General features: G+C 46.1%; 12 protein-coding genes and 1 tRNA gene. 5 read left to right on the top strand and 8 right to left on the bottom strand.

The genetic code is table 11. The features are described 5' to 3' along the window. Positions 1–85: 85 nt before the first annotated feature. Together JGK11_RS03520 and JGK11_RS03515 are read left to right on the top strand one after the other, a co-directional pair. A complete protein-coding gene (locus tag JGK11_RS03520) occupies positions 86–1,564 on the top strand; it encodes an NAD(P)/FAD-dependent oxidoreductase (protein ID WP_293210580.1) in 1,479 nt (492 codons plus the stop codon). Between the two features lie 343 nt (positions 1,565–1,907). Continuing rightward, the gene (locus tag JGK11_RS03515) at positions 1,908–2,309 is read left to right on the top strand and encodes a hypothetical protein (protein ID WP_293210578.1); all 402 of its coding nucleotides are present in this window, start codon (positions 1,908–1,910) and stop codon (positions 2,307–2,309) included. Between the two features lie 282 nt (positions 2,310–2,591). Here JGK11_RS03515 and JGK11_RS03510 read toward each other — a convergent pair whose 3' ends face one another. From JGK11_RS03510 to JGK11_RS03490, 5 genes are all read right to left on the bottom strand, one after another. Then, complete coding sequence (locus JGK11_RS03510) at positions 2,592–3,797, bottom strand: ABC transporter substrate-binding protein (protein ID WP_293210576.1); 1,206 nt, start codon at positions 3,795–3,797, stop codon at positions 2,592–2,594. A 907-nt stretch (positions 3,798–4,704) separates the two neighbouring features. Next, positions 4,705–4,791, bottom strand: a tRNA-Ser gene (locus tag JGK11_RS03505). A 60-nt stretch (positions 4,792–4,851) separates the two neighbouring features. Continuing rightward, a complete protein-coding gene (locus JGK11_RS03500) occupies positions 4,852–7,500 on the bottom strand; it encodes a ComEC/Rec2 family competence protein (RefSeq protein WP_293210573.1) in 2,649 nt (882 codons plus the stop codon). Between the two features lie 682 nt (positions 7,501–8,182). Continuing rightward, on the bottom strand, positions 8,183–8,662 hold the full coding sequence (locus JGK11_RS03495) for a DUF4079 domain-containing protein (protein WP_293149068.1): 480 nt from the start codon (positions 8,660–8,662) through the stop codon (positions 8,183–8,185). Between the two features lie 916 nt (positions 8,663–9,578). After that, positions 9,579–9,923 (bottom strand): DUF1815 family protein, encoded by a 345-nt coding sequence (locus JGK11_RS03490; RefSeq protein WP_293148941.1) that lies wholly within the window; start codon positions 9,921–9,923, stop codon positions 9,579–9,581. A gap of 154 nt (positions 9,924–10,077) precedes the next feature. Between JGK11_RS03490 and JGK11_RS03485 the strand changes: the two genes are divergently transcribed. Next, a complete protein-coding gene (locus tag JGK11_RS03485; protein WP_293175254.1) occupies positions 10,078–10,209 on the top strand; it encodes a hypothetical protein in 132 nt (43 codons plus the stop codon). A gap of 32 nt (positions 10,210–10,241) precedes the next feature. Here JGK11_RS03485 and radC read toward each other — a convergent pair whose 3' ends face one another. Further along, positions 10,242–10,973, bottom strand: a complete 732-nt coding sequence (radC, locus tag JGK11_RS03480; RefSeq protein ID WP_293175256.1) for a DNA repair protein RadC — start codon at positions 10,971–10,973, stop codon at positions 10,242–10,244. A 387-nt stretch (positions 10,974–11,360) separates the two neighbouring features. Next, a complete protein-coding gene (locus JGK11_RS03475) occupies positions 11,361–11,591 on the bottom strand; it encodes a hypothetical protein (protein ID WP_293196624.1) in 231 nt (76 codons plus the stop codon). 239 nt (positions 11,592–11,830) lie between these two features. Here JGK11_RS03475 and JGK11_RS03470 point away from each other — a divergent pair, with 239 nt between their 5' ends. Both JGK11_RS03470 and JGK11_RS03465 read left to right on the top strand, forming a co-directional pair. Further along, positions 11,831–12,847 (top strand): succinate dehydrogenase/fumarate reductase iron-sulfur subunit, encoded by a 1,017-nt coding sequence (locus tag JGK11_RS03470; RefSeq protein ID WP_293196623.1) that lies wholly within the window; start codon positions 11,831–11,833, stop codon positions 12,845–12,847. Between the two features lie 93 nt (positions 12,848–12,940). After that, on the top strand, positions 12,941–13,132 hold the full coding sequence (locus tag JGK11_RS03465) for a chlorophyll a/b-binding protein (protein ID WP_293175262.1): 192 nt from the start codon (positions 12,941–12,943) through the stop codon (positions 13,130–13,132). Positions 13,133–13,653: 521 nt separating this feature from the next. Here JGK11_RS03465 and JGK11_RS03460 read toward each other — a convergent pair. Further along, complete coding sequence (locus tag JGK11_RS03460; protein ID WP_293175264.1) at positions 13,654–14,286, bottom strand: pre-peptidase C-terminal domain-containing protein; 633 nt, start codon at positions 14,284–14,286, stop codon at positions 13,654–13,656. Between the last annotated feature and the right edge of the window lie 89 nt (positions 14,287–14,375).

The raw sequence follows: 14,375 nt of genomic DNA, 5'->3' as shown, positions 1-14,375 counted from the left end.
TTACGTTGTTTTCTTGAGTCCGCGGAGGCGGACATCGTTTGTATAGGAGCGGTTTCAACCGCCGTCTTATCTGACAAATTTATTTATGCTTGATTATGATTTAGTGATTATTGGTGGAACTGCGGCCGGACGTTATGCTGCTTTGACTGCAACTAATTTCCCGGCTCGCGTTGCTTTGGTGGAACCGCTCAGTAATTCTCAAGATTTGCCGGCGGGGGGGAAAGAGTCGATCGCCCTGGGTTTGAAATACAGCCAAACTTTGAGAGAGGCTGCTCGTTTTGCTCACCAGATGAGCCACCCACAGTTCGGACTTCGCCCAGATCTGGCTAATTCCGAAATGCCGATCGCATTGCAGTTTAACGGGGTTAAGAAATGGGCTGACGGCGTTGTTTCTAATTTGTCAGAAATTGACGATCTCGGCGTTTTAGCTGCTCGCGGGGTTGATATTATTTTTGGTAACAGCGAGTTTGTTGCCAAACCGAATTTGGCTTTGATTGCGGGCGATCGGAAATTGCGATCGCGCTGTTATTTGCTAGCTTGTCCAACTCTACCTGCAATTCCCAATATTGAAGGACTTTCGTCTGTCGGCTTTTTTACTTCCGAAACAGTCGGGGAATTGGCAAAACTGCCAAAGTTGCCGAAAAGTTTGGCTGTAATCGGTGCAGATCCCAGCGGTGTTGAAGTGGCTCAGACTTTTTCTCGGCTGGGCGTTGCTGTGACTTTGGTGGTGAAAAGTTCGCAGATTTTGGCGAAAGAAGACCGCGAGGCTGCTGGTTTGGTGCAAGCTGGAATGGAAGCTGAAGGAGTGCGGATTCTGACTGCGACTGAGGTGACTCAAGCTAGGGTGATTGACGGTAAAAAGTGGATTCAAGCTGGGGCAAGGGCGATCGAAGCTGAGGAGATTTTTCTCGCCGCTGGCCGCGGACACAATTTTGCATGGTTAAATCTGGAAGCTGCTAGGGTTAAATTTAGCGATCGCGGGTTGATTTTAAATGAAAAGCTGCAAACAACTAATTCTCGAATTTACGCTTGTGGCGATGTTGCTGGCGGTTATTCGTTCCCTCACATCGCCAATTGCGAAGCTGCGGTTGCTGTGAAAAATGCTTTGTTTTTGCCGATGTATCAAATAGATTATCGCGGGATTCCTTGGGCGATTTTTTCCGATCCGCAGTTGGCGAGGGTTGGCTTGACAGAAGCGCAAGCAAGGCGCCGTTTTGGAGACGATCTGATTGTGGCTAGGGAATATTTCAAGAATGTTGAAAGAGCTCAAATGTCCGGGGAGACAACGGGTTTTTGTAAGATTGTCGGGCGGCGTGACGGGGAGATTTTGGGAGCGACTATTGTCTGCCCGCAAGCTGCGGAGTTGATTCATGCGATCGCCTTTGCTGTGCGTCACGGAATGAAGGTTGAGGCGATCGCCGAACTTCCTTATATTTGGTCTAGTTTTTCGGCAATTAACGGTCAAACTGCTGCTGTTTGGGAGTCGCAGCGTCTCCGCAGCAATACTTTTATGCAGAATTTGTGGGAGAATTTGTTTCACTGGCGCAGGTATTGGAAAAGATAGTTTTTTTTGATTGGGCATTGGGCATTGGGCATTGGGCATCAGCCTACCCAGGGCATTGGGCATTGGAAATCGGCTTTCCCAGAGCATTGGGCCGGGTAGTCAGAAACCGGGTTTTTTGGGAGAATACTTTGTTATGGCGTGCAGATTGGGAAAAAAACCCGGTTTCTTTGGTTTTGATGCGTCACAAGTGTTTCTGAATGATTAAACCGCAGAGGCCGCAGAGAGCGCAGAGGAAGAGAAGACAGAACAGCCCTTGATTTAGTGGCCAATTATGAATATGATAACCAATATCAAAACTTGAAATACAGTCGAGACACACTACTAACTACCTGAGGTCGGATTCATGGATTGCAAAACTGCTACTTTAGTTTACGAAACCGGAAATCCTCTGGAAAACATTCGCAAGATGTTTCCAGAAGCTTGGCAATTTTTGACAGCTCAGTCTGCGGCTTTTGTGGCTGGTAAAGATGATGCTTTTGATGCGGAGATTAAAAAGTCGATCGGCAAAACGCCTTTTGGGTTCAGAATTACTCACCGCGACGATACTGAACAATTGACAAAAGATATCTCTGAACTGTTGGGCGATATTACTTCTCGGTTACTTTTGGAACAGCATTTTTCTCAAGTTGTCGGTCGTCCTCTTTATTTCAGCACGATTTGCTGTTCCAGTCACCTAACAGCCGATCGCGAATTGACATTAGATGAAGTTTTGCCGATTCAGCGGGCTGCTGTTAAGTTGCAATAGCAGTTAGACATTAATCATTAGTAGCTGTAGGGTGCGTCGCCATCGACAATAATCAAAAAAGAGGGACAATCTCATCGCGACGCACCTGTCCCAAGATTTTTGTTGTAGCAAGCTTTTTTATAAATATTATAAGGTGAGTCGCCGCTAAAAAAGTTGATTGAATGCTGCATGATTTTTAATGGCGACACACCCTACGCAGACTAACAAACCGCAAAGACGCGAAGGTTGAGAAAAGAAGGGAAAGAGTTCAATTTGTGCCTGACTCGCTCTTGTGTCACCCAATCACGGGAGCGTCACAAACCTGTAATCGTTGCCTTGGCGTTGAACCTGTACTAAAATCGCTTTGTTCCATCGATCGCCCGTTGGCAAAAACCTCACATCCTCACTCGCACCAGAGGTAACGAAATTCGGAGCCCTAAGTGCTTGTTGCAATCCTTCTCGCGTATTGCTGCGCTGCAAACCGCTGATAATAGCTTTAGTCGCATCAAAACTCGTGGCGGTTCGCCAATTCACGGCACCTCCCCACTTTTGAATCGCATTCTTAGAAAATGGGTTGTTCGGATTAGTGTCAGGATGCCACGGAACGGACAAAACAAGCCCGTCAACGTCTTTGTTCCCCTCTTTTACCGTTTGAAACGTGTACAGTGTCGTGCTGCCGTAGAGCGCTAATTTGCCAGTATTGAGGCGAGCTAGGTCGATCGCGCGATCGATGCGATCGATATGAGGTGCTAGCATTAACGCTTGTGCACCTTTGCTAACAGCATCAGCAATGCTAGCACTCGAATTAAAAGTTGGCGTTGAAAAGTCACAAACCGTAGGCACTACCTTGCCACCCAAAGCCGAAAACGACGAAACAAATTCATCCTTAAACGATACGTTATCAGGAGCTTGAGAATCATAACAGATAGCAACATTAGTTTTGCCAGCTTTTTTAACCATATATTCTGCTAAAGGAGCCGCCATCGATTGAATCGCGGGGACTGTCCGAAAAATATAGCTACCGAAAGCTGATAAATTGTTAGCAAAGCTAGTTGGTGTAACCATCACCAGTTTTTTTTCTTGATAGGTGGGAGCAGCAGCTAGAGAAGCATTGCTAGCATTGTGTCCGACGACTGCTAAAATTTTCGGATCCTTTACGAATTCGGTTGCAACTTCTTTGGCAAAATCTGGACTGTTGTCATCGTTCGCAATCAAAACTTGCAAACCCGCACCATTAATCCCTCCCCCAGCATTAACTTCCTCTTGAGCTTGGGCAACTCCTCGGAGCATTTCTTGCGCTACATTCGGGTTAGTGCCAATCGGAACGCTGACGGCTATTTGCAGAGAATTATCATTATTGACTTTGGCATTATTTAAATAAATTAGAGTCTCTGGATCGTTGCGATTTTGTTGCAGCGATTCCCGAAAGTTTTTAACAGCTTCTTTGTAATTACCCTCAGCAAAAGCTTTGACACCTGCTTGTTTTCCTGCTGTTTTTTGCGATTGCATCAATATCTTATCTCCCAAACTGAGACGACTGTTGCCAGAAACTGATCTAGGTAAAATTCCGCCCTTTAATATCTGTGGAATAAATGTGAATGCACCCCAGGCAATCAAAGGAAATGCAATAAAAACAATTGGGGGCGGGCCTTTCCTTTTTTGAGGTTGTTGATACATAATTAGTTCTCCTGCACTAGATTTTGTTTAGATACTTTGATTTATGTCAGCATTTCCTGGCACAGTCTAATAAATCTGTTACTTACCAGAAAATACTCCTGGTTGCAACCTGTAGAAATATCTACATATATTTGATTTAGCTGGACGAGTGCAGTATTAGCTGCTAGGCTTTGGCGACATGGGTTTCTTCCTGTCCTAGGTTCATATGATGATTATGAATAAAAGCTTTTTTAAAGTCAATTCATAAAGTCATTGGATGGACTCATAAAAATCATATTGTTAAGTTCATAAAAGTCATATTCGCCTAGGTTGGCTTCAATAACTCATCTCATGCCTGTTGTATTACCGTAATAAAACGTGTTTGTAGTGAGGACTTTAGTCCGCATCATCCGAGGACTAAAGTCCTCACTACGAACCAACTTTATTGGGAGCGTTCTTTTCGGACATGATAGAATTCTTCCACAATACTGTATATGTGGCTCAAAACAGCAGTTGGGCGATCGCTCTTTCCGTACATAAATAAGATGCGCGGTTTGAAGTTTAAGAATTGTGTCAAATTTTCTATCATTGTAACAAAAGCAAATTGTCAAGTCTCTCAAATGAGTTGTCACACAAACTCCTAACAGCAGCGAGGTGGAGGAATTATTGGCTTTTTCTAAATCTTCACTAAAATATGGCGTAAGATATGCAAGTTTATCTTGATGTACTTTGCATATCTTACGCCAGAAGTCCTGAAAAACGGAGAGGGTGGGATTTGAACCCACGTTAGAGTCACCCCTAAAGTAGATTTCGAGTCTACCGCATTCAACCGCTCTGCCACCTCTCCAATTGATTTGAGATGCGAGCTAAAAGTATTTTACCGCACTGTGCGCCACATTGTAAATCCTTACAGAAAAGAAGTTTGATTTTCTTCCGATTCCAGAGTCGTCTTAAATCCCCCTGCTGGTGTCCACTGAAGAGCTCCGTCGCGCCCTGTCCAGAAAATCTGGGTTTTGCTTTGGCGCAGTTGGGCGGCGGTTTCTGGGTCGATTTCGTCCGCAGATGCGATCGCCACTTGCGGCCCAACTGCGCTCAATAACTCGGCTGTCAGGGTTTTTCCCGACCACCACAGCACTTCTACCCGCTTCAATGTTCCCGTGGCTGCTAATCTCTTTGATAACATACTTTGCGCTTCCGGTGTCATGTCACCGACAAGCAACCAAGTACGCTCGCCCACCAGTAATTCTACCACCGGGATTTCCGCGTCCACGAACTGCAACCGCGTCAAACCCAGATCAATTTTGCTGTCAGTTTCTAAAGGAAAGTAAACGCCTTGGCGAGATTGCACAGCCGTTATAAATTCCTGATTGCTGCCGCGGTTAATTTGTTTGGGAGCGTTATTATCATAAAACGTTTTAATTGGCAAGCGTTGTAATAATTTTCCCCAACCGCCGCTCAAGCCTAAATGACCGTGAGTGGCGATCGCAAAATTCACAGAATTAACTCCTTGCTGCTGCAAAAAAGGTAACAGCGTAAACCTCACCGTATTTTCATCACCAGTATTAATTAGCGTCACTTTTCCCTTATCTTGAATTACCAAAACTGGTTCCCCAGATGTCGCCAGCAAAGTAACTTGAAATAAAGATGATTGAACGTGCCAAGCTGGCAAAACTACGACTCCAATTCCCGCCATCAGCGCCAGCGGTAAAATCCAAGCCGAAGAAATCCGCAACGCAAAAACTCGGCTTTTCCCCTGCTTCCCTCTCCCCTTTCCTTGATTCTTGCCTTTTCCTAATTCCTGTTTCCCTCTCCTATCTTCCTGTTTCCCTTTTCCCTCGGACTTTTTCCTTCTATCCGTTACATCCGTTACATCCCGCACATTGCTCGTTGCCGAACTTCCCCCCAGCCAAACCCAGCAGATTAAACTGTAAAGCGCGATTAGCTGAAACACCGATACTTGGCCGACAGCTACTGAATTACCGGGCAATTGTGAGAAATATTCGGCGATCGCAATTAACCCCTTTGCCGGATAGTCAAGCAGTTGGGCTAACACACTCCCAGCCGGCGGAAAAATCAATCCAGCTAAAGCGCTAACCATCCCGCCAATACTCAAAATCCACAGTAAAGGAGCCGCAATAATATTGACTAAAATGCTGTAAGGTGATACCACACTAAAAACGTAAAGTAGCAGTGGCAGCACCCACACTGAAGCGGCGATGGGAACCACCAGAATTGAAGCGATCGCAGGTGGCATCCAGTCGAACTTTGCCATCAGCGGCGGCGCTGTCACCACTAATCCCAGAGTTGCCAAAAAACTCAGTTGAAAACCTAAATCCCAAATCCACAAAGGGTTAACTAGCAGTAAAATAGTAGCAGCGATTAACAGCAATCCCAACGGCTTAACTTCGCGACTTAGTACCAAAGCAAATAGTGTACCAAATCCCATCAAGGCGGCGCGGCAGATTGAAGCTTCAAAGCCTGTTAATCCCACGAGCAAAAATAAAGCACTGACGCCAAAACCAAATTGTAATTGTTTGGAAAAGCGCCTGGTTAAAGCTAAAACTAAACCCAAAACCATCGAAACTTGAGTACCCGAAGCTGCGATCGCGTGGGCTAATCCAGCCTGCACAAAAGAGTCGCGGATGGTGTAGGGTAAATCAACTGCTTGTTTGCCCAGGGCGATCGCACTGATCAACGGCCCTTCGGGAACACTCAACTGTGATACTTGCGATCGCACAATCCGCATCCGCATCGTTTGAATTGGCGACGGCTGCATCCCGGTTGACTCCCAGAAAGCACCCGTTTTGGTGTTAAGTCGATTGACATCCGCGATCGCATTTTCTCTCTTCCAGTCAATCTGACGCCCTTTGAGTCCTGCAAAAGCCCCTTGTCCGGCTAAATATGCTTGAAAATCAAAAGCCCCTGGATTCGACGGCGGCTGCGGTTTGTACAATGATCCCACAACTGCGATCGTATTGTCGGCATACAAGCCCGTTGCTTGCAGCAGGGGCACTGTAACGTAGAGTTTGCCGGATACTGGGCGGTTGACGACTACTCCTCCTTCGCCGCCGTTGATTTCGCTAACTGCATCCGTGTCTAGCCAAAATTGCGATCGGCCCGATCGAGTTAATCGGGGCGTACTAGCCAGTCTACCGCGAACTGTCACCGCCACTTCTTGAGTGTTTCCGCCAACGGGAATCAGTTTGCTGATGTCATTCATTGCCGGTTGGGGCGATCGAATTGCAAAATAAATGCTCGCCAAAAATGCGATCGAACCCGCGACAGCCCACACCCATTTTGCTCTCGGCAGCATCTCAAGCAAGCTCAATTTTTCCCTCGTTTCTAAGGGTTCCTCCAGAGCATTTTCTTTCGTTCTGCTGCGTCTTTTATTAGTGGTTTTGAAAGAGTTCCTTGTATACTTTAACAACAATTTAGGCATGGCGACTGCGACCGCTATTCCTAAAGCAAATATCCCGTACCTACCCCAAGAAACTCCTGTAGAAATCAATCCCACAATGTAGGCAATACAGAAAATGACACCCGTTGCTTGATTCATTAATTAGAAACTATGGAATTAGTCAGTTGTCAGTTGTCAGTTGTCAGTTGTCATTAGTCATTAGTCGGGTGCAAGGCGAATATATCCGTAGGGGCGAAGCATGACCGCAGAAAATAGGAGATTATAACTAATAACTTATATGCGGTCATGCTTCGCCCTCTTCAAAAACCAGATGCACCCCATTAGTCATTAGTCATCCGTCATTAGTCATCCGTCATTAGTCATGTTTTGCTGTTTTTGCGATCGAACGTTATTAGTCATTAGTCATCAGTCATTAGTCATCAGTCATTAGTCATTAGTCATGTTTTGCTGTCCCCCCGCGATCGAACCTTATTAGTCATTAGTCATCAGGCAGAATGAAATAAATAGAATCAATCGTTACCGCAATTTAATCACTTCCTAACTGTCTTGGTAGTTACTAAGATTAGCAATTTTTGCGATCGCAAATATACTTTCTTTTACTTTTCAAAACCGCACAGCTTAAGCTGAAAACCAGATATTTCGGTTTGAGTCTTCGTTTCCCTTCCCCTAAATTCTCCTAAAAAATGGCAGTAGGAGTTCACTTTAAGCGCTCCATTCCTGCTCCTGGTGCAAGAGACACTTTGCGTCTCTTGTCCCCCCTTTTTTTAGGTAGGTTAGGGGGGAACGCAACTCATCTGAACGAGAACAGACTGGTACTACCTTAAATAGACAGACCTAATTTTAAACCGAAAGCCGCGTGCAGCACCATAAGTGCCAGGGCAGTTGTGCCCAAATAAGCGTGAACCGCCCGCAGTGCCAGCTTATTGCCTCCAAAACCTGTCAGTGAAATCAAGCTACCAACAGCGAGCAAAACCAGCACTCCCGAACCCGTCCAAAAGTGCGGGCTTTCCATAACAGGCTTGTGCTGCATTACCAGCGACAGCAAGCCGCCTGTGTAGCCCAAAGCTAGAAACAGAAACATCCACGGTGCTAGCTTGCGGTGATCCGCTCGACTTTTGAGCGCGACATCCTTATCGGCGGCCAAACGTCCCTGCCATCCCGTATATCCGACGAAGCTACCCATGGCCACAACCACGATTCCCATCATTACAGGATGTCCCCAATGGGTAATTGGTTCGGGAATTCCGAGACTGCGAAATTGGCTGGCGATGGGTTCTAGAAGTTCGCTTAAATTTACCATTTGATTCTGACTCCAACCTTGGGGATAAATATTTTGGGAGAAAATATTAATATATTATAAAATATTAGTAGCAACTGCGATCGCGCACTTCAAAAAACAGTTGACAGTTGCCAGTTGCCAGTTGACAGTTGACCTAATGATGAGTGATAACTTCCGCGGCTACAACGGTCAAACATGACGCAGAAGCTTAAAGTTACACAAAACTTAGCCGGCTAAAGCCGGCTGTGAGATTTTTTACAGCAGTGATGCTGTTTTAAGTTAATTGTGAGCTGTTAACCAACCTTATCAGCTAAATCGAAAAGCAAAAATAAACGCAATTCGTCCGCATATCCACCCTGGGGCGGCTTTTCGCCCAATCTTCACAGCCTCATCCTCACTCTGGATGTTAAATTTTACCTGCCTGCTCATAGTTAATTTCAATGCCTTGACTTTTGAATGTCAAAGTGAGAAATTAACATCGCAGGCGACGAGCATTAGCAGTTTTACTTTTGGCAAATCGCTCTTAAGACAGAATCAACTGCTGCCAAAAAACTAGAGGTTCCAAGTTAGACACTTTTTGCATAAAGTTATGCAGATACCTTTAACCTAGAAAAATCGGGCTGATGCCGGAGTTTTCTGTCTGTGGCACAATCTGAAATGAAACTTTCACGTCAGATGTTGCGGTATCTGTCAAAGCTTTTAACTGAATGTTAAAAGCACCATTGATATCGCGTCATATAGCATGACTGCTGTCGGCCCTGGCAGACTTCGATCGACTGACGGCTAAAATGAGTGTCTGAAAGCACCCTGAAATTACCCTTGTCTATTGAGCTGCCATTGCTGTGCAACCTGTTCCTCTCAACTAACTCGTTGGGGATTTGGTTGCAGGTGGCAAACACCGACTTTCGCTGCCGCTTTCCTCAGAACCGTGCAACTGCTAAACTCGCTGCGCCGTCGCCAAAGTAGCTTCCGAAGGTTGGATTTGGTACTTTACGAGATTTGCCAGTTCTTGTAACTGACTAATTGCCTCTGCACCTTCTAGTTTCATCAGTTCGCGATCGTCCCGCATCTCAGTCCATGTGATACCGTAATCTGACACTAAAAATCGAATCAGATGGTTGTCCGTCAAACTGACCATAAATGAGGCACTGTTCATCTGACCCCCGCAAGTGTAGCAGGATGCCAAATAACCCCGACGCTCTAGCACGATCGCCAAAGCCTGGAGGTTCATGACCAAATCTTGGACGAATTTACGGTGTTGTTCTGCAAGTCTCAGAAACACAGTTTTTCTCCTATCACCACGCCGTATATTTTACACCCAATTTCATAATTTCTTAAGAATTGAGTATCTAGGTGCTGGTTCAGTATACGTTTAGTATGCTGAAAAAAAATCGAATTAGCGACCTCTTCAGCCTACCTTTACTAGATTAACCGAGTTGCGATCGCAACTAAGTATCAGCAGCGACATTAACCTCAAACACTATGTAACCGTAGACTCCAGCCCCCACAAAACTTCTGCTGTGACGGCTGATTCAGCCCTCGAACAGCCGAAAGATACAAATAACTAATGATAGCAATCGAGTTAGTTAAGTATAATAGTTCAATCGCCCTGGGGATACTCCTCCCAAAGCGTCGTAGTCTGTCGCAAGCTCCGAAAATCGCCATTTCCCAAAATCAAGTGATCCAGCAGCGGAATCGACAAAAACTGCGCTCCAGCAAGCAACTGCCGTGTCAAAGCAATGTCTTCCGGGCTCGGCTCGACATTCCCCGAGGGGTGATTGTGCGAGATAATCGCCCGCGTTGCCCCAAGGCGGATCACTTCCCTAAAAATATCCCTGGGATGAGCTAAAGTTTCGGTAGCTGTGCCGATCGTAATTACTTGAGTACCCAGCAGCCGATTTTTCACATCCAGCAGCACCACAGCAAAACGTTCCTGAGACTGCCACATCAAATCCTGACTCAGAGCATCCGCAGCAGCTTGTGGAGAGTCCACCACGGCCATGTCCGGCGGCCGCGACTGAAACACCCGTTTCCCCAACTCCACCGCAGCCAAAATCGAAGTAGCCTTGGCTGGGCCGATCCCGTGAATCTGCGTCAACTCCTGCACGCTAATGCTCCGCAGTACACCCAGAGGGTCACGGGAATGCAAGCTCAACTGATTTAAAATATACTGTCCGAGTCCGACAGCCGAAAGTTTGCCGGGGCCCTGACCGGTACCCAGTAGAATAGCAATCAATTCCGCAGTCGCCAAACTTTTCGGGCCGCCGGCCATCAGCCTTTCCCGCGGCCGTTCGCTACTCGGCAAATCTACAATTCTCAAGCTGTAAGTCATAGATGGACTCGCACCGCAAGCTCAACAATTAAATCATATTAGCCGATCGATCGTCCCTGTTCAAATCAGTACGATCGCCCAAAACAGCTAAATCATTAACCGAGGCTGTTAGCGCGTGCAAATCTAACACAACGTTTCGATTTTCGATCGAGTCTTTATCTTGATCGAGCCGATCGCCCGGAGCTACCTCTAACAGGTAAAATTGCTCGTAACTGTGCCCTTAGAGCCAGGTTTGCTGGCAGCACCCCCTCCTTCATCGCCAAGATGTGATTACCAGAAAGAATTGGTTGAAAGCCCGCCCGCCTGCTCGGGAGAAATTAAAATTAGACTATTCATTAGTCCAATCCTCGGACTTAAGGGTAGAGGTCGCTCTCAAACTGTCAACTGTCAACTGTTGAACCTAGATTCTTGCCATTCTATCGAGGTCAGCAGCGAGGAAACAGGCTGCGGCGGCTTAGGTGCTGCCAAGCCAACCGATACAAAGGAAGCGACCATCAAAACGCCGTAAACAGCCACAGATAGCTTGCGAGTTGCCAGTCCCACCCATTGAGGATTTACTAAACCCAGACAAAATGCTGGCGTTGAAAACATGAAAGTTAAAACAAACAAGCTGGACATCAGGCACCTCCTCCTTCGCGAACTGCACCGATCGATCACTTGTTTATCCAATTATCAGCTAAAAAATCCGCTGAAAACAGTTGCGATTGATGATTTATAACTTAAGGATTATTGCCGTTTCTCAAACAATAATCAAGCTGCTTAAATCTCACGCTTTAGCTAGTTGTTAAAAAATAAATGTCTTTTTATATCGCCAGAAAATCTAGCTTAAAATAGAAACTAAATTCTTTACTCAAAATATGCAAGTCCGCTTTAACGTAGTCCGCCAAAATCAAAACGAGGCTCCCCGCGTTCACACTTACACCCTAGACGTGGATGAAAGCAATACCATCCTAGACTGCCTCAACAGCATCAAGTGGGAACAAGACGGCACTTTAGCTTATCGCAAAAATTGCCGCAATACAATTTGCGGCAGTTGTTCGATGCGAATTAACGGGCGCTCGGCTTTAGCTTGCAAAGAAAATGTCGGTAGCGAACTTGCGAGATTGCAAAAAATAGCCCATTCGAGTTCAGCACAACAGCCTGGCGATTTCATCCCAGAAATTACCGTCGCCCCCATGGGAAATATGCCGGTAATTAAAGATTTGGTGGTTGACATGACCAGTTTTTGGGACAACCTGGAAGCTGTTGAACCCTATGTCAGCACAGCCTCGCGAGCAATTCCCGAACGCGAATTTCTGCAAACTCCCGAAGAGCGATCGAAACTCGACCAAACTGGTAACTGTATCCTCTGCGGCGCGTGCTATTCTGAGTGCAACGCTCGGGAAGTCAACCCGGAATTTGTCGGCCCCCACGCCCTCGCCAAAGCTTACCGGACGATCGCCGATTCCCGCGACAGCGAAACCGAAAATCGGCTGGAAAAGTACAACGAAGGAACCGCAGGCGTCTGGGGCTGCACCCGCTGTTACTACTGCAACTCGGTTTGTCCGATGGAAGTGGCGCCGATGGATCAAATTGGTAAGATTAAACAGGAGATTCTCGATCGCAAAGACGACCAAGCCAGTCGATCGATCCGCCACCGCAAAGTCTTAATTAATCTCGTTAAAGAAGGTGGCTGGATAGACGAGCGCAAATTCGGTATCGAAGTAGTAGGAAACTATTTCCGCGACGTTCAAGGCTTGCTGAGTCTGGGCCCGTTGGGTTTAAGAATGCTCGCCCGCGGCAAATTCCCCTTGTCCTTTGAGCCTTCTGAAGGTACCGAAACCGTGCGAGATTTGATCGAATCGGTGCAAAATTTAGAAAAGTCGGCAGATTAGCGATCGGCGGTCAATTTCGGGTAAATTACAAGTTGTGCGATCGGCAATCTTCCCAAAAATCCTGACTCAAAACTCACAACTCAAAACTTTTAAATGACTGCTAAAACACCTCCATCACCAAAACCGACAACTCCAAATACCCCACAACCAGCAGAACCTGCTTTTGGCTGGAATGCCTACGCCGAAAAAATCAACGGACGATTTGCAATGGTGGGATTCGTGGGACTTTTGCTGCTAGAATTCTTCACCCGCCAGGATTTTTTTACCTGGCTGGGCTTGCGTTAAATTCAGTATAACTCGGTGGATAGCTACTGATGCGTAATATCATTTCCGCTCCAACAACACTGTAAAATTGGTTCGATCGTTTGGACTTCAAGTCCTCATGATCCGAGGACTGAAGTCCGAACAATCAAACAGCTTTATTAGGGTAATTTGGGTGCATATAGCCTTTCTCAAAAAGATGAGGTATGACTGACAGCTTATATAATCAGTTCAACTAAGAGGGCTGAAGCCCAACAACGTACCTCATCTCTCTGAGAACCGCTATATCACTTTTCAAGAGGGCGAAGCATGACCGCATATAAGTTATTAGTTATAATCTCATATTTACTGCGGTCATGCTTCGCCCCTACACACATATTTGCAAAACCTGAGATGCACCCGGTAATTTGCCCGACATGATATACATCCTCTCCCTGAAAAACAGGTAAAAAAATAGATAATCATCCATTTTCAACCTACATTCCTGCTTGTAAAACCTGGAAATTGAGTTAAGTAATAGAAATAGATACTGGATTTAGAGCCAATTAATTTCCAGTCACTTCACGGATAATCAAACTGTACTTACCTTTACCTTTTGGAGGTGGATCGTAAGCATTGACAACTACGCGGTAGCGGCCGCTCGCAGACAAGGTAAGAGTTAGCTCAGAATTGGAATTTTGCTGCGTGACATCATCATTTTCTCCCAGTAGCTCGCCCTGGGAGTTGAGAACAGCCAGATAAGTATCAAACTCGCTACTTTCTACATTGACAACCACTTTCTGACCCTGAGTGCCTTCAAAGGTGTACTCATCGTACAAACTGCTGTCCGAGGGCAGTACCGAAGACTTAGAAGTTGTGAGTTCTCCCTTTTGCTCTAAAATGATTTTTGACGATCGCCCATCAGGACTTGGCGAAGGTTGTACAGTTGGGGTCTGAGTTGGCGAGGCCTTTGGAGTTGGCAGCCCAGAAGGCGACGGGCTGGGGCTTGCTTGAGCTAAAACAGCCTTGCCCGCTTGACTCGCATTATGTGAATTTTGAGGAAATTCTGCTGAAACGATCGGGGAACTGCTGTTAGTAACTTCACCTGGATTTGACACTGGTACCGAGAGAGTCGGTTTCCCAGAAAAAATAGCTAGTAGAGCAATTGGCGCGATCGCCCAAAATCTAATTTGACCCATGAATTACCTCGATAGTCAGTTGACAGTTGACAGTTGACAGTTGACAGTTGACAGTTGGCAGTTGTCAATAGTCAGTTGTTAGTTGTTAG

Source organism: Microcoleus sp. PH2017_34_RAT_O_A, assembly GCF_020737885.1.
Lineage (GTDB): Bacteria > Cyanobacteriota > Cyanobacteriia > Cyanobacteriales > Microcoleaceae > Microcoleus.
The sequence above is the reverse complement of the archived record's forward strand: the minus strand, read 5'-3'. Positions and strand labels throughout refer to the sequence as shown.

What these genes read in the sequence shown, in the direction of transcription:
- JGK11_RS03460 (WP_293175264.1), bottom strand. Translation starts at nt 14,286, where the DNA reads ATGGGTCAAATTAGATTTTGGGCGATCGCGCCAATTGCTCTACTAGCT.
- JGK11_RS03515 (WP_293210578.1), top strand. Translation starts at nt 1,908, where the DNA reads ATGGATTGCAAAACTGCTACTTTAGTTTACGAAACCGGAAATCCTCTG.
- JGK11_RS03510 (WP_293210576.1), bottom strand. Translation starts at nt 3,797, where the DNA reads ATGCAATCGCAAAAAACAGCAGGAAAACAAGCAGGTGTCAAAGCTTTT.
- JGK11_RS03495 (WP_293149068.1), bottom strand. Translation starts at nt 8,662, where the DNA reads ATGGTAAATTTAAGCGAACTTCTAGAACCCATCGCCAGCCAATTTCGC.
- JGK11_RS03470 (WP_293196623.1), top strand. Translation starts at nt 11,831, where the DNA reads ATGCAAGTCCGCTTTAACGTAGTCCGCCAAAATCAAAACGAGGCTCCC.
- JGK11_RS03475 (WP_293196624.1), bottom strand. Translation starts at nt 11,591, where the DNA reads ATGTCCAGCTTGTTTGTTTTAACTTTCATGTTTTCAACGCCAGCATTT.
- radC (WP_293175256.1), bottom strand. Translation starts at nt 10,973, where the DNA reads ATGACTTACAGCTTGAGAATTGTAGATTTGCCGAGTAGCGAACGGCCG.
- JGK11_RS03465 (WP_293175262.1), top strand. Translation starts at nt 12,941, where the DNA reads ATGACTGCTAAAACACCTCCATCACCAAAACCGACAACTCCAAATACC.
- JGK11_RS03520 (WP_293210580.1), top strand. Translation starts at nt 86, where the DNA reads ATGCTTGATTATGATTTAGTGATTATTGGTGGAACTGCGGCCGGACGT.
- JGK11_RS03500 (WP_293210573.1), bottom strand. Translation starts at nt 7,500, where the DNA reads ATGAATCAAGCAACGGGTGTCATTTTCTGTATTGCCTACATTGTGGGA.